A 24,032-nucleotide genomic window follows, 5' to 3' on the forward strand; every position below is an offset into this window, starting at 1 on the left:
ACATAGGGTTAATAGCTACTAATCCGTAAGGAGTCATAATGCGACATTACGAACTGGTGTTACTTGTACACCCAGACCAAAGCGACCAAGTGGTCGGCATGGTTGAGCGCTACATCAAGTTAGTTCAAGACAACAACGGTGTTATCCATCGTTTAGAAGATTGGGGCCGTCGTCAACTGGCTTATCCAATCAACAAGATTCACAAAGCTCATTACGTTCTTTTCAACATTGAAACTGACGGTGAAACTTTGGCTGAACTTGAAGAATTATTCCGCTATAACGACGCGATCATTCGTAGTCTAGTTATGCGCCGTGACGAAGCTGTCACTGAAGAGTCGCAGTTAGCCAAGAATGCCGATGAAAAACGCGCACGCAAAGCAACTACTCGTCGTCCAGACAATCGTGAAAACGGTAGTGACGACAACGACAACAGTGAAGACTAATTAAAGGAGAATACTCATGGCACGTTTCTATCGCCGTCGCAAATTCTGCCGTTTCACTGCTGAAGGCATCACTCACATCGATTATAAAGATGTTGAATTGCTAAAACAGTACATCAGTGATAATGGCAAAATCGTACCAAGCCGCATTACCGGTACGTCTACTAAATATCAGCGTCAACTAGCTACTGCTATCAAGCAAGCTCGTTATTTATCGCTACTTCCGTATACTGACAACCATCAGTAATTTAACCGTTAACTAGGAATGACTCATGCAAATTATTTTGTTACAGCGTATCGTCAACCTTGGTAAACTCGGTGAAACTGTCGATGTAAAACCAGGTTACGGACGTAACTTTCTTATCCCTCAGGGCAAAGCTCTACCTGCTACTAAAGCTAACATTGAAAAGTTCGAAGCACGTCGTGCTGAACTTGAAGCTGAAGAAGCAAAAGAGATCGCTGTTGCTCAAGAGCGTGCTGATGCACTAACTGACGTTAATGTTATCATGCGTGCTAAATCAGGTGACGAAGGCAAGCTATTCGGTTCTATCGGTACTCGCGATATCGCTGAAGCATTGACTAACTCAGGTCTAGAAGTAGACCGTGCTGAAATCAAGCTACCTGAAGGCACTCTACGTCAAGTTGGCGAATACAATGTTGATATTCAGCTACACCATGACGTTACTGCTAGCATCTTAGTTACTATTCTTTCTGAAGATGGTAACAACGAAGATTCAGCTGATGAAGAAGCTGCTGACGAAGACTATTCTGAAGAGTAATCTTTTATATAGTTAGATTCAGTTTATAAAAAGCCAGCAACCTTAGGTTGCTGGCTTTTTTGTGTGCGTTATTTTTGAAATCAAAATTTATATATTTAAACGATTTATATCGCTCACTTATACAGTTTTGTCTCTTCGAATGAAGGTTTTCTATATTACTAAATAGCTTAGAATTATTAGAAAACCTGTTGCGGTAATAGCGATGTTGCTACGCAATACTGTAGTAACTAAATGAAACAACTGCCGTAAAATTGCTATACCTAACAATAAGATACTGTCTATATAATCATCATTATTACCATTAGCAGAAATTAGTAATCTACTGCTATCTAATATAATGATTGGGCGCAAGAATATGAAAGAAAATAATAATATCCACACCGATGACAAACTTATCTGTATCCAAGGTAATTCATATTACTCTGAGGGTGAGGTGTATACAGTTGGTAGAATAGTTAACGACAAATACTTTCAGTTGCTGACTAGTGGCAACGATGACCATTGGTATGCCACAGCGGATGAACAAGGTATTTACGTCAGTTTTGATACTTCAACAGCTACAAATAATAAAGCTTTCTTTGATAAGATTGCCTAGCTGTAGGTTATAGCATGCTTTCAATTTGAACAGATAAACACTATTTCGTATAAGAACTGGTTGTCATAGATGGCCAGTTTTTTTAGTTCAGTACACTCGTAGTTGCGAGTTATACAAGTATTCCCACATAAATTTTTGACGTCTTCTTACCATCAAAAGTTCTTGATGTTTCTCAATAGCGCCAACTATTTAACGAATCTATTTCCTAGCAGCATATATTTATTATAGAATATGTCCCTTTAAAATTTCATATCGTTACTGATGCAGACGGTTAGTTTGATATCGTTTAAGTTTAGATATAGCAGAGCGCTTAAGAGCACTACAATTAGTAGACTTAACGAGCCAGATACCATATTTAATCTCGATATAACTGACTACATTGGCATTAGTAATCAATTAAGATATAAACCATATTGAGACAGTGATGATTGTATTTTGGCTTGTGCTGACCATTCTTTTTATTATTTTCGCTACCGCAAAACTAAAGTGGCACCCTTTTCTAGTGTTGATTTTGTCCGCTTTCTTGGTCGCACTATTTTATCAAGTACCACTGAATACTGTCGCAAAAACGATCTCTGATGGTTTCGGTGGTATTTTAGGCTATATCGGTCTTGTTATTGTATTTGGTACCATTATTGGCTTGATCCTTGAAAAAACTGGGGCTGCTATCGTAATGGCAGAGTCAGTTATCAAAGTATTGGGGCCACGCTTTCCTACTTTGACCATGTCTATCGTCGGTGCAGTCGTTTCTATACCTGTGTTTTGTGACTCTGGCTATATTATCTTGAACTCTCTAAAAGAGTCTTTAGCTGAGCGCCTACATGTATCAAGTGTAGCGATGAGTATTGCCTTGGCTACTGGTCTATATGCCACTCATACCTTTGTTCCACCTACTCCAGGCCCAATCGCAGCGGCAGGTAACTTAGATCTAGAGTCAAACCTAGGTTTGGTCATTATGGTTGGTGTGGTCGTAACTGCCGTTGCTGTACTAGCTGGTTGGTGGTGGTCTAATCGCTTTCTTAACGCTACTCCTGAAAATATCAATGCAGCAGATGCTCCAGCAGCAATGCCTGAAGGAATGAAGACGCGTGATGATTACAGCCACTTGCCTTCAGCGACAATGGCATTCTTACCTATTATCGTTCCTATCATACTAATCTGCCTGTCATCGGTTGCTAATTTTCCAAGCGCACCATTTGGCAGTAGCATGGTAGCGGAAATTCTAATATTCATTGGTAACCCATTGACTGCTTTACTTATCGGTTTGTTCTTATCGTTCTTCCTAATTAAATCAAGCCAAAAAACGCAGGAAATCAGCGACAGTATCTCGCAAGGTTTGGTAGTAGCAGCCCCTATCCTATTAATTACTGGTGCTGGTGGTGCATTTGGTGCCATGCTAAAAGTTACACCGATTGGCGATTATCTAGGTTCGACGCTATCGGCCTTGGGTTTAGGTATCTTCATGCCATTTATCGTCTCTGCTGCGCTAAAAACCGCACAAGGCTCAACCACCGTCGCATTGGTTACTACCTCTGCTATGGTTGCTCCTTTATTAAACCAAATCGGCTTAGACAGCGAACTTGGACGCGTGTTCTGCGTGATGGCAATTGGTGCGGGCGCTATGACCATCTCACACGCCAATGACAGCTTCTTTTGGATTGTAAGCCAGTTTAGTCGTATGAGCGTCGCACAGGCCTACAAAGCGCATTCCATGGCCACTGGTATTCAAGGTGTGACTAGCATCGTATTTATCTGGTTGCTAACACTAGTATTTATCTAGTTCGTGGAATTAGGTATTTCTACATACGTTTATTTGATTATTATTAAGTAAACGTTTTAAAACATGACACTATCGCAATGATCGTGTCATTGGATATTCAAAGAGAGCCGTATGAAAATTTTGATCGCCCCTGATTCGTTTAAAGAAAGTTTAGAAGCCTTGGATGTGTGCCATGCCATTCAGTCTGGTGTTCGCCAAGTGTTTCCAGACGCTGACTATAAGCTGTTGCCTATGGCGGATGGTGGTGAAGGCACATCAGCAGTATTGTCTTATGTATTGGGCGGGCGATGGAAAGAAGTCAGAGTACAGGACCCATTGATGAGACCGATTACGGCAAAGTATCTTTTATTACCCGATGCAACTGCCGTTATCGAAGTGGCTCAAGCCTGCGGATTACACCTACTAACAGCCGATGAGCGTGATCCTGTGATTGCGAGCAGTTATGGTGTTGGGGAACTGATCAAAGATGCGTTAGAAGAAGGTGCTAAGCGTATCGTTATTGGTCTAGGTGGTAGCGCAACCAATGACGCAGGTCTTGGTATGCTAATGGCGCTAGGCGTAACATTTCATGATATCAATGACAGCTTGCTTACTCATGGTGGCGGGGCACTTGCCAGCCTACACAAGATCGATAATACAAACCTTCACGCAAAGATATCAGACACGGTATTTGAAGTTGCTTGTGATGTGACCAATCCATTATGCGGTCTGCTAGGTGCCAGCGCAGTGTTTGGTCCTCAAAAAGGCGCTTGTCCAGAGCAAGTCAATACTTTGGACAAGGCACTCAGTCACTTCGCTACCATTTGTGGACAGCATGGCTACGAGGATTGTCAACACGTTGAAGGCGCTGGCGCAGCTGGTGGTCTTGGCTATGCGATGATGACGTTCTTTCAAGCTCAGCTAAAGTCAGGCTTTGATACCGTTGCCGAAGTGGCTCACCTGTCGCAACATATCGCAGAAGCTGATCTTGTCATCACTGGCGAAGGTAAGCTCGATGCGCAAACAGCAATGGGTAAAGTGGCAGGTGGCATCAGCCAAATTGCTAAAGCTAGCCGTACCCCTGTTATCGCTATCTGCGGCAGTGTAGACGGTCTAAAACCTGCTCAAACCAGTCAGTTCGATGTGGTTATGCCGAGTATCCAAAAAGTAGACACGATCGATAATGTGTTAGGCTCTGCTTATAACAATATTGAAACGACTGCTGCTAATATCGCTGCCAGTATCAAACTTGGGCAGACTTTAAAATAGACACAATCTTTCATAATCGCAATCTATCAATAAGTACCTTCTGTTAAATGCATAGCTATTGAACTTTTAATAGCTGTGCATTTATCACACTCAACATATCTCTATAGCCATCTTTTTACTTCATTAATGACCGTATACATTCTATTAGAGAGCGTCTGCTGTTGTCTGACCGCCAGATATAACGTCTCGCTAACGGCAACTGGTAGATAATGACTATTAATAAGCTCAGATTTTGGATAAGCAGCCACTGCATGTGCTGGCAAAACAGTAAAGCCTATTCCTCTACTAACAGGCTCTAAGATTAATCCTATCTGATTAGAAAAGCCTTTTTTCTCAAAATCATTGATATGCTGGAATTGCTCGTAATTGGCAGTCAGCAACATGCCTGCATGATGGGCGCCATCTGGATGATCGATAAATCCAAGCTTAATAAGCTGCTCCCAGCTCGGCTCTACGGTAGACGCAGGTGTCACTAGCATCAACGATTCTTGTGCCACAGGCTTACAGCTAACCGATTCATCATCTGAAATATCTGTCATAAAACCAATATCAATCTCGTGATTTGCCAGTGCCCGCTCAATATCAGAATTGGGTGCAAAACGGTAATCAATCACTAGCTTCGGATGCTGCTGCTGTAGTGTTAAAAGCTGCGGATACAGCTTGAGTCCCACACTACCCGGTGACATCAATCGTACCAACCCTTCATAATGCGGATCATTACCGATGCGCTGTTCTAGATTTGATAATCGCTGTAATATCTCGCCCGCTTCACTATACAACTGCTCACCTGCATTGGTTAATGAAAACTGCTTACCTTTTCTAATAAGCAAATCAACACCCAACTGGTTCTCTAGCTTACTGATATGTTGACTGACACCTGACTGTGTCATGTGTAAGCGCTCAGCCGTACGTGTGAAATGCCCGATATCAACCAGCGTGCAAAAGGTACGTAGCCATATGATATTCATCATTACATTTCATACTTATCTTTATAATAAATGATAATTTTACGTAATTATTATCTGTTTGTATACTGGCTTCACATTAAACAAAGCCTATATCAAACAGGAGTATTACAAATGAATAATGTTTATCCAAGAAGCTTTTCGCACATCGGTCTTTCAGTCCCTGACTTAGATGCCGCCGTAAAATTTTATACAGAAGTGATGGGTTGGTACACCATCATGGAGCCTACTGAGATTGTCGAAGATGACAGCCCGATTGGTAAAATGTGTACTGAAGTATTTGGTGCTGGTTGGGGCAGCTTCCGCATCGCTCATCTATCGACTGGTGACCGTATCGGTGTTGAGATATTTGAATTTAAGAATCAAGAAAATCCTGAAAACAACTTTGAATACTGGAAAACAGGTATCTTTCATTTCTGTGTTCAAGATCCCAACGTCGAAGAGCTAGCTGAACGTATCGTTACCGCAGGCGGTAAAAAACGTATGGAAAAACCACGCTACTACTATCCTGGCGAGAAACCCTACCGCATGATTTATATGGAAGATCCATTTGGCAACATCGTCGAGATATACAGCCACAGCTATGAGCTTATCTATAGCGAAGGCGCGTACTAAGTTTGATATAGCGTAAATTTAGTATAGATTCAGCTTATATCTGATTGAATAGCTAATAGCGTACTCATCATCTGAGTGCGCTATTTTTATTTTTGATCTTTATATATTAGTCAGCTTTTGTATAGAGTATAAGCCATGCTACTATTTGAATAGCTATAGATAGCATTTGCTAAACCAAATAACCATTATCAAGGATGATAAATGACACAATCTGATGTTACCCTAGACCTAGATAACCTTCTCGTTATTAGAGAAGACAATAAAGAAGGTGGCGTAGTCACGCTCACCTTAAACCAACCCAAACAGTTTAATACGTTGTCCGTTGAAGTGCTATCTGCCATGCAGACGGAGCTGGATCAAATCGCTCAGGACGATAAGATCAGAGTGGTCGTGATTCAAGCGACGGGTAAGGCGTTCTGTGCTGGTCACAATCTAAAGCAGATGCGCGCGCACTCAGATGAGGCATTTCACCGTGCTCTATTCCAGCAATGTAGCAAAATGATGCTTACCATCAACCATATGCCTCAAGTCGTCATTGCAAAAGTACAAGGCATTGCCACCGCTGCAGGTTGTCAGCTAGTTGCCGCTTGTGATTTGGCTGTTGCCGCTCATGATGCAAAGTTTGCTACCTCTGGGATAAACGTTGGGCTTTTTTGCTCTACGCCTGCGGTAGCCGTCAGTCGCAACCTACCTCGCAAACAAGCATTTGAGATGCTCATCACAGGCGAATTTATCGATGCGCACACTGCCCTGCAATATGGATTGATAAATCGAGTCGCACCGTTAGAGCAACTAGATCAAGCATTACAGTCATTGATAACGGTGATTACTGCCAAGTCTTCAATAGCGGTAAGAACTGGCAAAGATATGTTTTATAAGCAGCTAAGTATGAATGTCGCAGACGCTTATGACTACGCTAGTAAAGTAATGACCTGTAATATGATGGCAGACGATGTGAGTGAAGGCATCGATGCTTTTATTGATAAACGCCAAGCGGTATGGAAAGGATGTTAATAGCTATATGACTAATTTTATCAGTGGCTATATGAATAATTACGCTAGCTTATAGCCACGCATAAAAAAGGCCATAATATCGCTATCATGGCCTTTTCTTACTGGTGCTATTATCAACTACGAGCTCTTTACTCAGCAGCGATGGCGATCATCTCAACTAATAACTCAGGGCGTGCTAACGCTGATTCGCCGCAAGCACGCGCTGGTGGCTCAATGCCTTCAAACCATTTGTCATAGACTTCATTCATAGCAGCAAAGTCTGCCATATCTTTGATCCAAACCGTTACTGATAGTAGCTTTGATTTGTCACTACCCACTTCTTCTAACAACGTTTGGATTTTTTCTAAGCAAGTCAACGTTTGCGCTTTGATATCATCTTCTGCATTACCCACCTGACCGCATAAATATACGGTTTGGTTATGAACGACGATTCTGCTCATACGCGGGGTGCTGTGTAGCTTCTTTATCATGTTGTATACCTTCAATCTATTAATTTAAGTTTGTGTTCACACTATCAAACACGCTCTTATTTCGAAAAACGCTGAGCACTAAATGGTACAAGGTCTACCAATAGTGGCTTTTCATGAATCATTTCTTCAACCAAACGACCTGTCATCGGTCCTAAGGTAAATCCTTGATGACTATGACCAAAGGCGAACCATAGTTTGTCATGCTTGTCTGCAGGACCAATAACTGGTTTCATATCAGGCATACAAGGACGTGATCCTGCCCATGCTTCACTCTCAACCGCATCTTCTAATGGCAGGATTTTACGAGCAAGCTTCAATACGGTTTGTAATTGACCAAAGTTCTTTGGCGCATTCATGGTGGTCATCTCAGCACCGGTCGTGATACGGATACCCTGCTGCATCGGACCCATGACAAAGCCTTTATCCATATCAAACATACTGTGATTGATGGTATTTTTTTCTGTCACTTTGAAATGCTGATGGTAACCACGCATTGGGAATAATGGCAAGTTGTAGCCAAGTGGTTTGATCAGGTCATTTGACCATGGGCCTGCTGCGATAACCAATTTATCACTATAATAAGTATCATTATCAGTGATAATTTTCCAACCTTCACCATCTTTTACGATTTCTTTTACATCGCTTTCTTTGATCGTGCCCTGCATGTCTTGGAAGTTTTTCGCATAGGCTTTTACGAGCGAGCTTGGGTTTGATACTTGCCAAGAATTTTTCCAATGAATTGCACCAACGAAACCTTCAAAATTAGCACTAGGTTCCATTGCTTTTAATTCTTCAAGGTTTAGGACGTTGTGTTCAACCCCTTGATTGCGCGCATCGATGGCTGCTGCCTGCGCTTCTTTGAAGGTCTCTTCAGAGCGATGCAATTGCAACCAGCCATCGCGAGTAATTAACTCATCAGCACCAGATGCTTCAATCATCCTTTGATGTTCACTGGTACAATGCTCAATCAGCGTCTGCCATTCTGACTCGATTTTATTGACTGAAGCAGGTGTAGAGTATTTCCAATACTGAAGTAGTGCTTGGTGATAACGCAAAATTGCCGGGATACGATAGCGAATATCGGTACCTTGGTTCGGCAACACTCTGATCATCTCAGTCAGCTGACGAGGAAAAGGATGTGTATGAATGGCTTCGCGCTGAATCAATCCTGCATTACCATACGAGGTCTCTGACCCTGGCAATTTTTTGTCTAACAATAATACATTTGAGTTATTTTTTTGTAGATGCCACGCGATTGACGTGCCAACCATACCTGCACCGATAACGATAACTTCGTAGCGCATAACCTATCCTTTTCTTAGGGTGTTAATACAGAGTATCAAATATAAGGGTCTAACAGAATTAGGTGGTAATAGTAACGCATTAGGATAAATTTTAAACCCTTATCTGAGAAATATTTTTGCGTTACATACTTTTAGTTATGGGGTTTTTGAGAAAGTATTTTTGATAGGAATAATACCAACCTTAAGCTATAACCTAGCAACGAATTTGATGAAAATATCGTCAAATCATCCAATACTTTTGGTTATAAAATGCTCAACTATTGGTAAGTTAACTTATCTATATTACTGAACAATTTTATTAGTTTATGTTTAATAAATTAGACAATTAACGAAACATAGAGTATTACCACCACACTGGATCATCATTCTCCATACTAGGTCTTTTAACAGTCTCAACCGTCACCTCGTTCGCAGATAGCTCAGCGATAAACCGTGACGGCTTGTCAAAATAACCTGAATAGCTAGAAAAGTAATCAGGTGCCGTAAGATACAGCTGAGATTTGGCACGACTACAGGCGACATAAAACAGTTTGCGCTCCTCTTCGAGCTCCTCAAAGTCATCCAACGAGCGATGATGCGGCGTCATACCATCGACCAAAGCATTCACAAATACCACTGGCCACTCTAGTCCTTTGGCACTATGAATGGTCGAAATAGTGACTTTGTCCGTATCATTTGCTTCAGACTCACTGGTTGTCGCCACCGAATCATTGGGAGGATCGAGCGCAAGATTTTCCAAGAAGTCATCAAGACTACTGTATTGTGCGGCTAAATTTTTGAGTACACGAAAGTCTTCACTACGCTCTCGCCAATTCTCTTCGATCGTTTTTAAGACAGGAATATAAAACGCTAAAATATGCTCAAGGATATTTTCAATAGACTCAGCCTGAATAGCATTAGTAAGCGTATGATAAAGAGGCTCAAGCTGCTCGCTTTTTTTGGCAAACTTTGCCGTAGTTAATGGCTCAAAAGAATTATTGTCAGCATTAATTGCTTGGGTCAAACGCGTCGCGGTGACTGACCCTACTCCCTTGAACAAGGTCAAAATACGGTGCCATGCGATCGTGTCATTGGGGTTATAAAGTATCTTTACGAATGCCAAAACGTCTTTTATATGACGTCTTTCTATAAACTTGATACCACCCACGACGATAAATGGAATATGACGCTCCATAAATTCTAATTGAACATAGTTGGACTGAAATGACGTTCGGCACAATACAGCAAAGTCTTCATAATCAAACTCTGACTTTAGCTTGATGATCTTATCAGCAATATATTTGGCCTCACGGGTCTCATCACGCAGGCGACTAAATACCGGCTTGATTCCTGTTACTAATGCGTCAGAGTACAGCTGTTTTTGATAGCCTAGCGTGATTTGTGCTGACAAGGCATTGATATAGTCTAAAACGGCAGGCGTACTGCGATAATTTTGCTCAAGCTTGATCAACTTGGCATCGGGGTAACTCTCACCAAACAACAAGATATTTTCATAATTGGCACCGCGAAAGGCATAAATACTCTGATTGTCATCACCAACGACCATGAGCGATACCGACTCAGGCTCACAAATCAAATCTATCAGCTCTTTTTGTGGAATATTGGTGTCTTGATATTCATCGACCATAACATAGCGGTACTGACGTTGTAGCAGTTGTCGAAATTTATCATTGGTCTTTAGATGACGTACCACTTGGCTAATAATATCGTCAAAGTCATAAAGATGATTGGCTCGCTTGTACTCATGAAAGTCAACCGCCAGCTGCTCAATAATAGGAATATGGACGGCGATATCAGGGTAACTGTTTTCTATCAAATCGCGGATATGAATACGTCTATTTCTAGAGGTTGAAAAGATGTTTTGTAAGGTCTTTTTACGAGGAAACGCTTGGTTCTTAGTTTGGGTGGGATACTTCTTTTCTTTATGAATTAGATCAATCGCATCTTCACTATCACCCGTGTCTAAAATCGTAAATCGAGGATTGATACCAAGCAGCCCTGAATACTGGCGCAGTAACATATTACAAAATGAATGAAAAGTGCCACTAGCAATGTCATTGAGCCACTTATCAGTTGGCAGCTTGTCTTTGGCCAAATCCTCATCAGACAAACGGCTGGTCAATAGCGTTTTTGCACGACTTTTAATTTCATTGGCCGCTTTTCGGGTAAAGGTGAGTAGCAAGATATCTTTAGGCGACACCCCATTCTCTAACAGATAGCTGGTTCGATAAGTGAGCGTTTTGGTTTTACCAGAACCTGCACCAGCGATGACCAACACTTTGCCTTCGATAGTCGTTGCAGCCATTAGCTGGTCTGGATTTAACTCACTGGCATAATCGACCTTTAACCCCGCACCACTATCCAACCTTTGATCTAATAGGTGGATATTTGCCGCCTCAGCAGTATCAATCAGATTTGCTTCTAGCTTTTTGATTGCCTGCTCAAGCTGAGTCAGCTTAGGTTTGATTTCAAGAAAGTTCTGCGGATAACTATAGCGGCGTGTATTAAAAATTGTGGTCGTCATTATAGGGAGTGGCCTTTCGTTTATGTTAATCGCCTTTACAAAGGATGAACCTTTGATATTGCTATCAGATCAGTTGCTCATTTTATAGTACAGCTTACCATAATCGATAAAATGGCAAAATTACTAGCAATAACAGATGCTAAATATCAGTCTACAACGCAACAACCTCACCCCTATTCAGGTAAATTTGCTACAATGTGCCCAATTTTGATTTATCATTTAACCAATCTTTATACCAACTGATTTTATTACTATATTGAGAGAATGCTATGGGTTTTAATTGCGGCATCGTTGGCCTACCAAACGTGGGTAAATCCACCTTGTTTAACGCCTTGACCAAAGCGGGTATCGCCGCTGAAAACTTTCCGTTTTGTACCAAAGATCCCAACACGGGTATCGTGCCAGTACCAGATCCACGTCTAAAGAAACTGGCTGACATCGTCATCCCTGAACGTGTACTGCCAACGACTATGGAGTTTGTCGATATCGCAGGCTTGGTCGCAGGCGCATCAAAAGGCGAAGGCATGGGCAACCAGTTCCTAGCCAACATCCGTGAGACTGATGCGATTGCTCACGTCGTACGCTGTTTTGATGATGACAATGTGGTACACGTTGATGGACGCGTCAGCCCAATTGATGACATCGAAACCATTAATACCGAACTGGCATTGGCAGATTTAGAAGCTGTAGAGCGTGCGGTATTTAACTTGACCAAAAAAGCCAAAGGCGGTGATAAAGACGCTGCGGCCATGCTAGATGTGTTCAAAAAAATTGAGCCATTATTAGCAGAAGGTAAAGCTGCTCGCGCTGCTAGCCTAGACGCTGATGAGAAAAAATTGATCAGAAGTTATGGTCTAATCACCCTAAAGCCAACCATGTATATCGCTAACGTCGCTGAAGATGGCTTTGAAAATAACCCATACCTTGATGCCGTGCGCGACTATGCCACTGGTGAAGACTCTATCGTCATCGCACTATGCAACCAAATCGAAGCTGAAATCGCTCAGCTTGATGAAGAAGACAAAAAAGACTTTTTGGCTGAAATGGATATGGACGAAGCTGGTCTAGATCAAGTCATTCGTGGTGGTTATGATTTGCTTGATATGCAGACTTACTTTACCGCTGGTGTCAAAGAAGTGCGTGCATGGACTGTTGCTGTTGGCGCTACAGCTCCGCAAGCTGCTGGTGTGATTCATACTGATTTTGAGCGCGGTTTCATTCGTGCTGAGGTCATCGCTTATGATGACTTTATCGAATACAACGGTGAAAAAGGCGCTGCTGCTGCTGGTAAATCACGCCTAGAAGGTAAAACTTATATCGTGCAAGATGGCGACGTCATGCACTTCCGCTTTAACGTTTAATATTTAAGCGGTAAAGCCTATTTATAAAAAAACGAGCCGATGTTGGATATTCTCCAGCATCGGCTTTATTTTACCTATCTATTGTTATATTATAACATACCTTTATTTTCACTTATTCGAGAACTTATACCATGACTGACTCTCTCTCATTCTCTAAACTTGCAGGTGCTGCATTAATCGGAAGTATCATGACAGGCTCATTATTAGGCTGCCAGCCTAGTACAGATACAGCAGCATCTGAAGAAGTAACGGCCGATCATGAAGGACATGATCATAGCGATCATGAAGGACATGATCATGGCGAACATGAAGGTCACGATTATGAGGGACATGACCACGCCAGTGCAGGCACGCCGTATACTTGTGAGCCAACTGCTACCATTGGTGCTTCTTACCATAACGACGATACACCACACACCGCAAACTTAATCATCGATGGTCTAGACTACGATTTGGTCGCTACCTCAGATAGCAACACTGATGCTAATACACAAGCGTATGTAGGTGAGATTGGACTAGATGATACTCACGGTATCATATGGCAAGTAAATGGCAACGAAGCAACATTACGCAATAAAACGCTAGGTAGTGATGTAGCGATTGAAGAGGAAGAAGTGTTATTTAACTGTCAGAAATCTTAATATAGTCAATTCAATATGATTCGGATACAAGCAAACCAAGTAAAAGCACTACAAGCAGTAGGCTAAGCGAAACTGACATCGTATCCACCTTATAGATGGTTGACTATAGCTGTACCAAGGGCGCTAATTTGTTATGCTAGAGGCTCCCTTGGTTTCGGATATTTCAATATGCTAAGTACACCAACTTCCTTGTCATCTCCTACCACACAATGGTCGCAGCTACTCAACTCGCAGCGTCTTGGTGCTAACAAAAAATTCAACACTAATACCAGTACTCGCTCTCAGTTTCACAAAGACTATGACAGGTTGGTATTTTCTCATTCTTTTCGTCAGCTCAATCAAAAGACCCAAGTTCATCCGTTGACCAATCAGCTCGGTATTCATACGCGCCTGACTCACTCGCTAGAAGTTTCTTCTATTGGGCGCTCTTTGGGAATGATGGCTGCCGAAAAAATTCATGATGCGTTAGGTAGCGGCTTGCCAACAGGAGTGTCACCAGCAGATGTCGGTGTCATTGTGCAAGCAGCTTGTCTCGCTCATGATATCGGTAATCCACCTTTTGGCCACGCTGGTGAGTATGCGATTCGTGATTGGTTTAGGCAGCCCGACCCTCAAGCAATTCTAGAAAACTTAAGCAGCAACGAGCGACTGGATTTACTGGCATACGAAGGCAATGCTCAAGGATTTCGCTTATTAGCACGTAATGAGCATCATCCTGACAAGGGTGGTATGCGGCTCACTTGTGCCACATTAGGCGCTTTTATGAAATATCCATGGTTGGCGACTCACAGTAACGATATCAATGATAACCACCATAATGTGCAGAAATTTGGCTGCTTTTATAGCGAGGCTTCTCAGTTAGAAGAATTGGCGGCCTGTTTGAACTTACCACGCTCAGAGCAGCACGATGGTTTTGCGCGTCATCCATTGGCTTACTTGCTAGAAGCGGCAGATGATATTTGTTACGCGCTAATCGATTTAGAAGATGGCATCAATCTGAATATGCTAACCTATAGCGAAGTAGCCACGATATTTTATGAGCTAATTGGTGAGCGTCCTAGTAGCGTAAACTTGCCAACCCACATGTCAGTGAGACAGAGTCTCGCTTCTCTGCGGGCGCGAGCCATGATGCGTTTGGTCAATACTGTCACCGATGCTTTTGTCGCTAACAGCGATGCATTGCTGGCTGGCACGCTGCAAGGCAGTCTGTTTGATCATTGCGATATCAGCGTACAGAGTGGTATTAATCAAGCTAAGCAGTTGGCACGCGAAAAAATATTTAATCATCCTAGTAAAGTAAGGATGGAGTTGATGGCCAATCAATGTCTGCACAGTTTGATGAATGCTTTTATGCCGCTCGCTTGGACTGGTTCACACGTGGCAACTATGCAGCCGCCAATGTCCTTTGAACAGCAACGTTTATTAAGATTATTGCAGCCTCATCTTGACGAGCATCGCCGCGTATTGTCCGACGATACCTATCATAATGTTTTAAATATTTTGGATTTTGTTACAGGTATGAATGACCACGAAGCCTATCGATTGGCGCAAGAATTGCAGGGACATTGGGGCACAGTGGTTTAAAAGACCAGTGCAGGTTTAGTAAATTAACACGAATGGCGTATTTCAGTCGTATTTATACGTTGAAATGAGTATGATAAACCTCTATTGGATAATTTTGAAATATTATGAGTAGTCGCGAACAAAAAAAACTTCAAACTCGGCACGCCTTTTTTAATGCTGTGCTTGATTTATGTATGACAGGGCAATCTTTTAGCTCTATCAGTCTCAGACAAGTAACACGCGAGGTTGGCGTTGTGCCGACTGCGTTTTATCGCCATTTCGATGATATGGAATCACTTGGACGTGCTTTGGTCATTGAGGAATTGGGCGGCACGTTAGCTACGTTAAGTGATAGTCTGCAAATTGGACGCAAACGTAGCTTTGATCGTCAAATCGCAAAAAGTATTCAGCTGTTTTTGTATATGGTCAACGATCAGCCTTATTACTGGCAATTCTTGGTCAGTGAGCGTTATGGTGGGTCAGAAGCAGTGCGAAAAGCCATCAATGAGTTGATCAAGATACACGCTCAAGGTTTGGCAGACGACTTAGCGTTACAGCCAGCATTTACTCATATCAATGCTTACGACCGTCGTTTATTAGCTGAGGCTGGCGTAAACATGTTCTTCTCTTGGATTATTGATTGGTTAGAGCTAACCTATACGGAAGATCATGATGATGAGATTGATCTAAACGAAATAGAAGAGAATAAGCAGCTAATGCTACATAACTGTACTCGTCAAGCGCAAATGCTTTTTTACGGGGCTTATAACTGGAAGTCTAGCGAAGAAACGCGCCTTAAAGATTAAATACGATCCCAACACTATCCGCTAAAAGCTCGGACGAAATGCCCATAGTCGCTGTGTCACTACTTGGACTTCCTTGGGCGTTTTACCGTCTACCTCACTACTATTAACGGCTTGGTTATTGTTAGCTATCTGATTGATACCCACTGCTTGATTATTGTCAATAACAGTTTTACTAATCAAAACAGTAGCAAAACGCTGTCTAGCCTGACCGACAGCTGCATTATCAGTTGCTGTGATAAGCGCCATAAAAGCTTGGCTATCAACGGCCAGCATTGGTGTTAACGCTTTACGCTGTTCTTCATTTAAGCTACCAAATATCGGTAATTGCCACATTGCATCAATAGACGTCAGCGCCTGCTGTGTGCGCATATCAACCATCGCTTGCATCTGTTGACTATTGGCACCATCAACCAGTGCTGCTAACAATACAGGACTGGCAGTATTGATATTAATCGGCACATAATAAGGCACCGCAGTCAGATAAGGTCGCAATACCGCTAATGTCTCCGCACTCACCCCTTTGACTTCTTGTAGCTGATCGATACTGACAAACGGCTGATTTGGCAGAGCTTCTGAGGCTATAGCGTTTGACTGCTGCGCATATACCGCACTTTCATCACCGCCATCTTGATATACCTCGCCGTCTGTATCTTGCCAATCAAGTACGGCTGTAGCGATATCAGGCTCTAGATTTAGTTGCGTGAGCAGTCGTTGGAATGTTTCTAAAGCAGTAGTGTTGACCGTTCCATCTTGATACAAGTTATTAATGTTAAAACGACCAGACTCATCGCGTAGCTCGATGCTGACACTATGATTGGCTAATGCATACGGTGGTATTGGCTGTGCCCAGATATCTTGCGCACTATCAGTATCATTAAGATTGCTATCAGCACGAATCATCGTTACTGCCAATTGTTGACCCGCGTTAATATCTTGCAGTAACTGATTTTGATCGAACAACAGACTACTACGTCTAATCGTAATTTTTTGGCTAGCAAGCATAGACCCTGCAACCATCGTGATGCTCACTACCAATAATAAGATAGTCAGTAATGCGACACCGCGCTGAGAGTTTGCAGTCATCGACATACACAGCCTTTGTTGTTGAGCAGTTGATACATTTTGGCGACTACCTTCTCAATTATTCGTTGCTACATTGCTATTATCAGCACCACTACTATTACCACCGCTGCTGTCATTGTTAGCATTATCATTGCTACTACCGTCTGTATCATTAACTATGCTTTGATTATTGATATATGATGTTGGTTGCGGAGCAAGTGCCCATTGCCAAGTGATTGGCATGTCTTGGTATGTAAAGTTAACCGCAATTCCTTTCGGTAATAAAATAGCTGTGGGTTTGAGACTCACTGTATTTGCTGCTTGTCCTCTTGCTGTATTTGTACTATTGCCACTGTTAGTATCATCGCTCGGAAACTTGGTGCTTAGCTCTGGTAGATAGGCTTGCCAGCGTCCTGCTGTAACACCTTCAAGTAATACGCTATCCAAGCTAACGCTGTCACGTCCGCCTTCAATACTGGTATATTGACGACGTATCAAACGCTCATCTGCGAAAATATATTCGATACGTTGGAGGCTACTGCTACTCTGGTATCTTGGATCAGGATCGGCAAAGCGTACAAAGCCAACATGGTCACCGTCTAAGTCCATAAAAGTCTCAGGTACTATTTTGTTTATTTGCTCGCTTGATCGAGAATTATCGTTTGCATTAGTACTGTTGTTCGCTGTACTGACACTCTGGGTAATCGCCGCTTGATAAGGGATAATTTGACCCATGTCTTGCTGTAATTGCAGATAGGCATACTGCAAGATAGCCAAATTGTCAGCATGGAATTGTGCGCGCTCACGAGCACGGTTTACACCATCAAATACTTGCCAGCCTGCAACGGCTAACATCGCAAATATTGCCATCGCAACCATTAGCTCAAGCAGTGTGAAACCACGCTGATGCCTCACAGACCGCCCCCTGCCTGCTCGCTATTACCTGTACTTAGACCACTTAAGTCCAAACTGCCCGTATCTTGCTCAGCATTACTTAGCATCACAGTGATATCAGTAACCGATGTGCGTGTCTGCCCATCTATAATGGGTGCCACTGCGATATTGACTTCTTTTAAGGCGGGTGTGATGGCGTCACCGACTGTCATTACTATTTGCCAATCACGCCCTTGAGCATTAACGGTTTGAGTGCGATTAGCTGTTAGCCACGTTTCTTGAATTCGTAAATCAGCGGCGGCATTTTGAGCGACGAAATGAGCAAGCGTACGAGTACGCAATATATCAACCGAGCTCAAATACGCACTACTAGCACGGCTCGCCGCAACTGCTACCACTGCTAAAATAGCCAGAGCAACCATCACTTCAATAAGGGTAAAGCCGCTCTCGCGTCCAGGCTTGGTTGATATAGACTTGAATGACATAGGCTGGCTAGTCATAGGAGGTTCATACAATTTAGTCACTAGACCCCCTGTCCGATTCGCATGCTGCCATCTGGCATTATCGTAATCACCTCGCCCACTAAACGCGAGTCGTGAAGTACTTCAATGGTGACGGGCGCTGCTTGTCCCGTACCAAACCACAATACTTGCGGTACATTTTGATCACTAAACCAAGTCTGTAACGTTTGGGTTCGTCCCGTATTTTTTGAACCACTAAAATCCAGACTTTGAACTCTGATACTTACGCCAGTGGGTAGTTCAGGCAAGCTCACACCCGACTCAACCTCCCAGCTTGGCGTTAGTTTTTTCTCATCAGTAGAGCCTGAAAGACCAGCAACCTCTGCCGACAGCTCCATAGCATTCTTAGGCTGACTGTCGGTACTATCTGACGTTATTTCCGTTGTTTGATACGCAACATATGGGTTTGATAAGGTAACGATGACTGGTTCTACTTGACCTTGCTTATCTGCCTGCATACGCAAACCCATGGGCTGCATACGTTCAGCCGATAACAAACGAACATAACTCAATGAATCGGTAAGATGCTCATAAAAAGCGCGGTTTTTGCGAGATTCACTACTACCAACAGACAAACTCATCATGCCAGAAAATATAGATAGGATAACCACTACTACTACGATTTCTACCAACGTAAAACCAGTCTGTGCCCGATTTTTTATTGATGAAGCAGACGATAAGTGATGAGTATAAGTTAGTATAGAGGGGCAACTATGACAATGGTTTATAGATCTTGTATTTGAGAAATTTGGCCGAGAATTTCGACTAATTAAAGTAAAAGAGCAAGTAGCCGCTGAATTGGACTGAGACTTGACAGTGACCGGCATATTGCACCTATAAGTCCAATTTTAATTGTCGCAGGATGGGAAAGAGGTTTTGAAGAATATTACAAGATATACAAATTCGTGCTGCAATAGTAACCATTACAACACGACTTATTAGAGCCAAAAAAGGTTCACAACCCAAAAACTAATTGTTCCTTTACTAAGAGCTACTTTATCAATAATTGCTTTAGTAGTTGGTATTTCGATGCTCTTCTGATTCAGTATCGATTTGTTCTACCAGCTCCTGCATATCCTCATCCATAACTTCGTCATCGTCAGCAGGATAATGGCTTGGCAACTCTAGCACCTGCTGAACAAAGGCATAACGCAGCGTATCACGGCGACCTAAGTAGCGTTGGTAAAAGCTTGAGTTTAATAGTCCTGCACCGCCCTGACCGATCGCCCAAATAGACGATAGATAATCACGAGTACTCAGGTTGCTGTGCTCGTCTTTTAGGTATACGCTGATGATATCAATCAAACGCTTCATGCGCTGACGACGGATATCATATAACTCACCAAACAAACGATTGAGACCAGTCACTGATGCTGCCAGACGCTCTTCGATTTGGTTCAATAGCATGGCTTTTTGCGGGTTAAATAACTGCTGAAAAATCATGCGGGCAACACCTGCCGACGGGCAGTCATCAATGCGGTTAATCTCAAACAATTGCTCTTCGTAACGAATAATAATACGCAGATAAAGCTCATCTTTACTGGAGAAATGCTTGTATAAGGTACCTTTAGCCAAATCGAGCTGATCCGCCAAACTGTCTAAAGTGATATCACCATCGCCTGACTCAAGTAGCAATTGCTCTGCCATCGCTAAGATATTCTCTTCTCGTGCCTTGAACTGGTGCTGACGACTCATAATCTCTCCTAAAACATGACAAGATTAAGCATATGTCCATCAATTATGTGCGTACATTTGGCAATGAGCGTATAAAACTATACAAAAGCTGCTGAAATACCATAAAAGGGATATGCTTATATTTAAAATTAGTCATTTATAATCATGTAGTTGCGTTTAGCGAATCAAATACTAAATAGGATTGAACTATAAGACTATTGTACAAATGACTGACTGGTCATAGCATAACCATTTTAATGATACTGTGCCAGTAAATTTTCAAAGTTTTTTGCGGTTAATGCGCCGACCTCGTTACTATCACAACCATACATATCTGCAATAAAGCTCGCGACATAGGGTACATAGGCAGGCTCATTGGGGCGACCGCGTTTAGGAACAGGCGCCAAATATGGACTGTCTGTCTCAATCAAGATTCTGTCTCTAGGCATATGTCGTGCAGCGTCTTGGATGTTTTGTGCGCTTTTAAAACTGACAATACCCGAAAAAGAAATATAGAATCCCAAATCTAAAGCACGTTTCGCAGTCTCCCAATCTTCAGTAAAGCAATGAATAATACCATGCTCAGCACCTTCACTTTTTAAGATATCGATCGTATCTTCTTTTGCATCACGCATATGTATGACAAGCGGTTTTTTTAGTTGCTGACTGGCATGGATATGACGTGCAAGACTGGCTTGCTGCTCTTTTTTGTTTTCTGTAGACCAGTAGTAATCTAGCCCTGTCTCACCTATTGCCCATACATGGTCTTTATCGGCAGTCTCTATTAAACGTTCAACAGTCGCTGATTTCAGTACATCGATATCTTCGCAAGGATGGATCCCTACACTCATCCCTAGATTTAGTGTCTCGTCACCATAGGTGCTCACAATATTGGCAATCTCGTCATACTCTGCAAAATCACACATAATTGCCATCGCGCGGGTAACATTAGCAGTTTTCATGGCGTCAATCGCGCCAGATAATTTACCGTCATATTTGGTCAAATCTAAACGATTGAGGTGGCAATGAGTATCTGTAAACATAAATAATCTCGTTGTTAAAATTTTCTCAATTAAAAGTCTGGGAATTTAAATTTTCTTAATATTAATTGCTATGAAGGAAGCTGTTTTCAAGTATGGTTTAGCGGTACACTACGTTGATTGTTATAAAAAACACTCTAATCGTATATTTTAGCTAAGTGGAAGATGAGCACTTAGAAGGTACCGTCAAAATACTTTAAAAACCGAAGCCATGAAAATTTTATTATCTCTCATAAGCGCCATACTATGAACCATAAAAAAACCATCACTTTGCACCCTGTTTTCAAAACACTATTGCCCAAGCAACTGTACAAACAATGTTTTTTATTACAAGATAGAGGTCATAACAATCATATTGAAATTGCCAAAGACATACGTATCATTGGCAACTCTACAATCACTATTCGCAAGGGTGATAACAATCGCATCACCATCGGTAGTCATGGAAAATTTAACAAATTAAAAATAGACATCAATGGTAATCACAATCAAGTCACTATCGCAAAAAATGTTAAATTTTCTGGTCAGTTGTTAGTCGTTGGTAATCATTTACGTATTCATATTGGTGATCATACCACTGCCATCGACTGCTATATATTGGCACGTGATAAGAGCGTGACTATTGGTAATTCTTGTATGATATCGCGCGGTATTGAAATTCGTGCTACCGATGTGCACAAGGTATACGATATAGATACTAACGTACGAGTGAACAAAGCACATTCTGACGTCATTCTAGGAGATCACATTTGGATTGCGGCTAATGTGACTATTTCAAAAAACGTCTCTATCGCTGACGGATGTATCATCGCAGCAGGTGCTTTTGTCAACAAACCCGTTACGGTACCAAACTGTATGGTAGCAGGCACACCAGCAAAAATTATTCGCCAAAACGTACGTTGGGAACGCTAAACACGACTTCAAATACAATAGTTAATTAAGAGGCACGACCCGCATCACCTCTTCTATAGTGGTTACACCCTCACTAATGCGCTTTGCTCCCGATAAACGTAATGGCTGTAGACCTTCACGATAGGCTTGTTGTTTGAGCATATCTAAATTCGTGTCGGCTGCGACCAGTTTTTTTAATTCGTTAGACAATGGCATAATCTCGTATAGGCCGACTCGTCCCTGATAACCAGTGTGTCGACAGTGCTCGCAACCTTGAGCCATATAAATTTGTGCTGGGGCAGGTGCGCGCCAAGGTTGTACCAACTCTTGCCATTGAATGGCAACCTCGCTGTCTGGCATAACGTCCACTGCTTTTTTGCAATGTGGACATAGCGTACGTAATAAGCGCTGTGCCATCACGCCTAAGATAGTTGCTGATGTCAAAAATGGTTGAATACCCAAATCATGCAAGCGAGTGATTGAACTTGGCGCATCGTTAGTATGTAGTGTCGAGAGCACCAAATGCCCTGTCAATGAGGCTTGTACTGCCATATTGGCTGTTTCAGCATCACGAATCTCCCCCACCATAATAATATCAGGGTCTTGACGCATCAAAGAGCGAATGCCATCAGCAAAGTTTAGATCAACACCTGGATTCACTTGCATTTGGTTAAATGCAGGTTCAATCATTTCAATAGGGTCTTCAATAGTACAGACATTGACTTGTTCGGTCGCCAGTTGCTTGAGAGTACTATACAAAGTCGTGGTTTTGCCTGAACCTGTAGGCCCAGTGACCAAAATAATCCCATTTGGATGGGCCGTCAATTCATGCCACGTTTCAAGCTGCTTGCCTGACAAGCCAAGCTGAGCGAAGGAACGTACTAGTACTTCAGGATCAAACACCCGCATGACCAACTTTTCACCAAAAGCAGTTGGCATAGTCGACAAACGTAGTTCTGTCTCTAACCCTTTCGGCGTTCGCGTCTTTAAACGACCATCTTGCGGTTTACGCTTTTCTGCAACATTTAACCGCCCTAGAATTTTGATACGTGCGGTCACCGCGACGATGATTGCCAACGGCATCTCATACACCGTGTGAAGCACACCATCAATACGGAAGCGCACCTTACCCGTCTCACGACGTGGCTCTAAATGGATATCACTAGCTCGTTGCTCAAAGGCATATTGCAACAGCCAATCAACAACTCTGACAATATGCTGGTCATTGGCATCAGGATTAGTATTGTCACCCAATTGCAGCAATGCTTCGACATTGGTCACATCGGCAGCTGCACGCTTATGGACACTATTTGCGCCTGCAATCGCTTGGGTGACTTGATAGAACTCTTGCCGGTAGCGTTTGATCTGCTCAGGATTAATATAGACCGTACGATAGCTTTTTGATTTGATCAGTTTTTCAATATTTGAGTGCCAGTCAGTATAAAAAGGCTGATCCGTTCCGATAATCACTTCATCTACAGCGACCTCAATCGGTAAAATATACTGTGAGCGTGCATATTCAAATGACATCAACTGGGTGACCGCAGGAACATCGACTTTTAGAGGATCAATACGAACGAGAGACATACCTGCTTTAGCCGCCAACCACTGGTTGAGCCAGTCCAATGATAATTTATTTTCAGCGCTATTGTCCGTCGCATGGCCATTAGGTAAGCCAAATTCACTAATCGTTAGTAGAGGATGCTGCGCCTTATCGCGACGGCTAGTAATAACTAGATTGTAGCCACGTTGATCAATCACTCTATCTGCCAATAGCTCATCTAGACACCAACGCAAATCAATTACTATCGAGTACTGTTGAGCAGACATATCTCTCTTCTTTTA

Annotated in this window: 24 protein-coding genes; 13 read left to right on the forward strand and 11 right to left on the reverse strand. The window is 42.4% G+C overall.

Going from position 1 to position 24,032, the window contains the following annotated elements; genetic code table 11:
• The first annotated feature begins 38 nt into the window (after positions 1-38).
• From rpsF to ACT3QN_RS00865, 6 genes are all read left to right on the forward strand, one after another.
• Positions 39-443, forward strand: coding sequence for a 30S ribosomal protein S6 (gene rpsF / locus ACT3QN_RS00840; RefSeq protein WP_444519582.1), 405 nt, complete (start codon positions 39-41; stop codon positions 441-443).
• Positions 444-459: 16 nt separating this feature from the next.
• A complete protein-coding gene (gene rpsR / locus ACT3QN_RS00845) occupies positions 460-687 on the forward strand; it encodes a 30S ribosomal protein S18 (protein ID WP_058368567.1) in 228 nt (75 codons plus the stop codon).
• A gap of 25 nt (positions 688-712) precedes the next feature.
• A complete protein-coding gene (gene rplI / locus ACT3QN_RS00850) occupies positions 713-1,219 on the forward strand; it encodes a 50S ribosomal protein L9 (RefSeq protein ID WP_114700926.1) in 507 nt (168 codons plus the stop codon).
• A gap of 355 nt (positions 1,220-1,574) precedes the next feature.
• Entirely contained in the window at positions 1,575-1,814 is a 240-nt protein-coding gene (locus ACT3QN_RS00855) for a hypothetical protein (protein ID WP_444521932.1), read from the forward strand.
• A 424-nt stretch (positions 1,815-2,238) separates the two neighbouring features.
• Complete coding sequence (locus ACT3QN_RS00860) at positions 2,239-3,594, forward strand: GntP family permease (protein WP_444521931.1); 1,356 nt, start codon at positions 2,239-2,241, stop codon at positions 3,592-3,594.
• Between the two features lie 111 nt (positions 3,595-3,705).
• The gene (locus tag ACT3QN_RS00865; protein ID WP_444521930.1) at positions 3,706-4,842 is read left to right on the forward strand and encodes a glycerate kinase; all 1,137 of its coding nucleotides are present in this window, start codon (positions 3,706-3,708) and stop codon (positions 4,840-4,842) included.
• Between the two features lie 101 nt (positions 4,843-4,943).
• Here the strand turns inward: ACT3QN_RS00865 and ACT3QN_RS00870 are convergent, their stop codons facing one another.
• Positions 4,944-5,813 carry a LysR family transcriptional regulator gene (locus tag ACT3QN_RS00870; RefSeq protein ID WP_444521929.1) on the reverse strand — a complete coding sequence of 290 codons (870 nt, stop codon included), beginning with the start codon at positions 5,811-5,813 and terminating at the stop codon, positions 4,944-4,946.
• A 108-nt stretch (positions 5,814-5,921) separates the two neighbouring features.
• Here ACT3QN_RS00870 and ACT3QN_RS00875 point away from each other — a divergent pair, with 108 nt between their 5' ends.
• Together ACT3QN_RS00875 and ACT3QN_RS00880 are read left to right on the forward strand one after the other, a co-directional pair.
• Entirely contained in the window at positions 5,922-6,422 is a 501-nt protein-coding gene (locus tag ACT3QN_RS00875; protein WP_444521928.1) for a lactoylglutathione lyase family protein, read from the forward strand.
• Between the two features lie 201 nt (positions 6,423-6,623).
• Positions 6,624-7,436 carry an enoyl-CoA hydratase gene (locus tag ACT3QN_RS00880; protein ID WP_444521927.1) on the forward strand — a complete coding sequence of 271 codons (813 nt, stop codon included), beginning with the start codon at positions 6,624-6,626 and terminating at the stop codon, positions 7,434-7,436.
• Positions 7,437-7,564: 128 nt separating this feature from the next.
• On the opposite strand, the gene ACT3QN_RS00885 is transcribed toward ACT3QN_RS00880, so the two are convergent.
• The 3 genes from ACT3QN_RS00885 to ACT3QN_RS00895 all read right to left on the reverse strand — a co-directional run bounded on the left by ACT3QN_RS00885 (position 7,565) and on the right by ACT3QN_RS00895 (position 11,734).
• Positions 7,565-7,903, reverse strand: a complete 339-nt coding sequence (locus tag ACT3QN_RS00885; RefSeq protein ID WP_444519841.1) for a RidA family protein — start codon at positions 7,901-7,903, stop codon at positions 7,565-7,567.
• Between the two features lie 59 nt (positions 7,904-7,962).
• Complete coding sequence (locus tag ACT3QN_RS00890) at positions 7,963-9,210, reverse strand: NAD(P)/FAD-dependent oxidoreductase (RefSeq protein ID WP_444521926.1); 1,248 nt, start codon at positions 9,208-9,210, stop codon at positions 7,963-7,965.
• Positions 9,211-9,553: 343 nt separating this feature from the next.
• Positions 9,554-11,734, reverse strand: a complete 2,181-nt coding sequence (locus ACT3QN_RS00895; protein ID WP_444521925.1) for a UvrD-helicase domain-containing protein — start codon at positions 11,732-11,734, stop codon at positions 9,554-9,556.
• Positions 11,735-12,003: 269 nt separating this feature from the next.
• On the opposite strand from ACT3QN_RS00895, the gene ychF reads away from it, so the two are divergent.
• The 4 genes from ychF to ACT3QN_RS00915 all read left to right on the forward strand — a co-directional run bounded on the left by ychF (position 12,004) and on the right by ACT3QN_RS00915 (position 16,105).
• Positions 12,004-13,095 (forward strand): redox-regulated ATPase YchF, encoded by a 1,092-nt coding sequence (gene ychF, locus ACT3QN_RS00900; RefSeq protein WP_444521924.1) that lies wholly within the window; start codon positions 12,004-12,006, stop codon positions 13,093-13,095.
• A 131-nt stretch (positions 13,096-13,226) separates the two neighbouring features.
• A complete protein-coding gene (locus ACT3QN_RS00905; protein ID WP_444521923.1) occupies positions 13,227-13,736 on the forward strand; it encodes a hypothetical protein in 510 nt (169 codons plus the stop codon).
• Positions 13,737-13,904: 168 nt separating this feature from the next.
• A complete protein-coding gene (locus ACT3QN_RS00910) occupies positions 13,905-15,320 on the forward strand; it encodes a deoxyguanosinetriphosphate triphosphohydrolase (protein WP_444521922.1) in 1,416 nt (471 codons plus the stop codon).
• A 104-nt stretch (positions 15,321-15,424) separates the two neighbouring features.
• Positions 15,425-16,105 (forward strand): TetR family transcriptional regulator, encoded by a 681-nt coding sequence (locus tag ACT3QN_RS00915; RefSeq protein WP_444521921.1) that lies wholly within the window; start codon positions 15,425-15,427, stop codon positions 16,103-16,105.
• Between the two features lie 21 nt (positions 16,106-16,126).
• Here the strand turns inward: ACT3QN_RS00915 and gspK are convergent, their stop codons facing one another.
• The 6 genes from gspK to ACT3QN_RS00945 all read right to left on the reverse strand — a co-directional run bounded on the left by gspK (position 16,127) and on the right by ACT3QN_RS00945 (position 21,299).
• Positions 16,127-17,194 (reverse strand): type II secretion system minor pseudopilin GspK, encoded by a 1,068-nt coding sequence (gene gspK, locus ACT3QN_RS00920; RefSeq protein WP_444521920.1) that lies wholly within the window; start codon positions 17,192-17,194, stop codon positions 16,127-16,129.
• A gap of 48 nt (positions 17,195-17,242) precedes the next feature.
• Positions 17,243-18,082: a type II secretion system minor pseudopilin GspJ gene (gspJ, locus tag ACT3QN_RS00925; protein ID WP_444521919.1), complete on the reverse strand. Its 840-nt coding sequence runs from the start codon at positions 18,080-18,082 to the stop codon at positions 17,243-17,245.
• Entirely contained in the window at positions 18,079-18,561 is a 483-nt protein-coding gene (gspI, locus tag ACT3QN_RS00930; protein ID WP_444521918.1) for a type II secretion system minor pseudopilin GspI, read from the reverse strand. The genes gspJ and gspI overlap by 4 nt, the downstream gene beginning before the upstream one ends.
• A gap of 23 nt (positions 18,562-18,584) precedes the next feature.
• Positions 18,585-19,283: a prepilin-type N-terminal cleavage/methylation domain-containing protein gene (locus ACT3QN_RS00935; RefSeq protein WP_444528806.1), complete on the reverse strand. Its 699-nt coding sequence runs from the start codon at positions 19,281-19,283 to the stop codon at positions 18,585-18,587.
• A gap of 310 nt (positions 19,284-19,593) precedes the next feature.
• On the reverse strand, positions 19,594-20,277 hold the full coding sequence (locus tag ACT3QN_RS00940) for a TetR/AcrR family transcriptional regulator (RefSeq protein WP_444519567.1): 684 nt from the start codon (positions 20,275-20,277) through the stop codon (positions 19,594-19,596).
• Between the two features lie 233 nt (positions 20,278-20,510).
• A complete protein-coding gene (locus ACT3QN_RS00945) occupies positions 20,511-21,299 on the reverse strand; it encodes a TatD family hydrolase (protein ID WP_444521917.1) in 789 nt (262 codons plus the stop codon).
• 243 nt (positions 21,300-21,542) lie between these two features.
• Between ACT3QN_RS00945 and ACT3QN_RS00950 the strand changes: the two genes are divergently transcribed.
• Positions 21,543-22,208: an acyltransferase gene (locus ACT3QN_RS00950; RefSeq protein ID WP_444521916.1), complete on the forward strand. Its 666-nt coding sequence runs from the start codon at positions 21,543-21,545 to the stop codon at positions 22,206-22,208.
• A 21-nt stretch (positions 22,209-22,229) separates the two neighbouring features.
• Here the strand turns inward: ACT3QN_RS00950 and ACT3QN_RS00955 are convergent, their stop codons facing one another.
• Positions 22,230-24,017, reverse strand: coding sequence for a GspE/PulE family protein (locus tag ACT3QN_RS00955; protein ID WP_444521915.1), 1,788 nt, complete (start codon positions 24,015-24,017; stop codon positions 22,230-22,232).
• Between the last annotated feature and the right edge of the window lie 15 nt (positions 24,018-24,032).

This window comes from Psychrobacter sp. AOP7-C1-14 (genome assembly GCF_052376135.1).
In the GTDB taxonomy this organism is placed as follows: Bacteria; Pseudomonadota; Gammaproteobacteria; order Pseudomonadales; family Moraxellaceae; genus Psychrobacter.

What these genes read in the sequence shown, in the direction of transcription:
- ACT3QN_RS00910 (WP_444521922.1), top strand. Translation starts at nt 13,905, where the DNA reads ATGCTAAGTACACCAACTTCCTTGTCATCTCCTACCACACAATGGTCG.
- ACT3QN_RS00915 (WP_444521921.1), top strand. Translation starts at nt 15,425, where the DNA reads ATGAGTAGTCGCGAACAAAAAAAACTTCAAACTCGGCACGCCTTTTTT.
- rpsR (WP_058368567.1), top strand. Translation starts at nt 460, where the DNA reads ATGGCACGTTTCTATCGCCGTCGCAAATTCTGCCGTTTCACTGCTGAA.
- ACT3QN_RS00950 (WP_444521916.1), top strand. Translation starts at nt 21,543, where the DNA reads ATGAACCATAAAAAAACCATCACTTTGCACCCTGTTTTCAAAACACTA.
- ACT3QN_RS00940 (WP_444519567.1), bottom strand. Translation starts at nt 20,277, where the DNA reads ATGAGTCGTCAGCACCAGTTCAAGGCACGAGAAGAGAATATCTTAGCG.
- ACT3QN_RS00880 (WP_444521927.1), top strand. Translation starts at nt 6,624, where the DNA reads ATGACACAATCTGATGTTACCCTAGACCTAGATAACCTTCTCGTTATT.
- ACT3QN_RS00945 (WP_444521917.1), bottom strand. Translation starts at nt 21,299, where the DNA reads ATGTTTACAGATACTCATTGCCACCTCAATCGTTTAGATTTGACCAAA.
- rplI (WP_114700926.1), top strand. Translation starts at nt 713, where the DNA reads ATGCAAATTATTTTGTTACAGCGTATCGTCAACCTTGGTAAACTCGGT.
- ACT3QN_RS00875 (WP_444521928.1), top strand. Translation starts at nt 5,922, where the DNA reads ATGAATAATGTTTATCCAAGAAGCTTTTCGCACATCGGTCTTTCAGTC.
- gspI (WP_444521918.1), bottom strand. Translation starts at nt 18,561, where the DNA reads ATGACTAGCCAGCCTATGTCATTCAAGTCTATATCAACCAAGCCTGGA.
- gspK (WP_444521920.1), bottom strand. Translation starts at nt 17,194, where the DNA reads ATGTCGATGACTGCAAACTCTCAGCGCGGTGTCGCATTACTGACTATC.
- ACT3QN_RS00870 (WP_444521929.1), bottom strand. Translation starts at nt 5,813, where the DNA reads ATGATGAATATCATATGGCTACGTACCTTTTGCACGCTGGTTGATATC.
- ACT3QN_RS00860 (WP_444521931.1), top strand. Translation starts at nt 2,239, where the DNA reads ATGATTGTATTTTGGCTTGTGCTGACCATTCTTTTTATTATTTTCGCT.
- ychF (WP_444521924.1), top strand. Translation starts at nt 12,004, where the DNA reads ATGGGTTTTAATTGCGGCATCGTTGGCCTACCAAACGTGGGTAAATCC.
- ACT3QN_RS00855 (WP_444521932.1), top strand. Translation starts at nt 1,575, where the DNA reads ATGAAAGAAAATAATAATATCCACACCGATGACAAACTTATCTGTATC.
- ACT3QN_RS00865 (WP_444521930.1), top strand. Translation starts at nt 3,706, where the DNA reads ATGAAAATTTTGATCGCCCCTGATTCGTTTAAAGAAAGTTTAGAAGCC.
- ACT3QN_RS00890 (WP_444521926.1), bottom strand. Translation starts at nt 9,210, where the DNA reads ATGCGCTACGAAGTTATCGTTATCGGTGCAGGTATGGTTGGCACGTCA.
- ACT3QN_RS00905 (WP_444521923.1), top strand. Translation starts at nt 13,227, where the DNA reads ATGACTGACTCTCTCTCATTCTCTAAACTTGCAGGTGCTGCATTAATC.
- ACT3QN_RS00895 (WP_444521925.1), bottom strand. Translation starts at nt 11,734, where the DNA reads ATGACGACCACAATTTTTAATACACGCCGCTATAGTTATCCGCAGAAC.
- ACT3QN_RS00955 (WP_444521915.1), bottom strand. Translation starts at nt 24,017, where the DNA reads ATGTCTGCTCAACAGTACTCGATAGTAATTGATTTGCGTTGGTGTCTA.
- rpsF (WP_444519582.1), top strand. Translation starts at nt 39, where the DNA reads ATGCGACATTACGAACTGGTGTTACTTGTACACCCAGACCAAAGCGAC.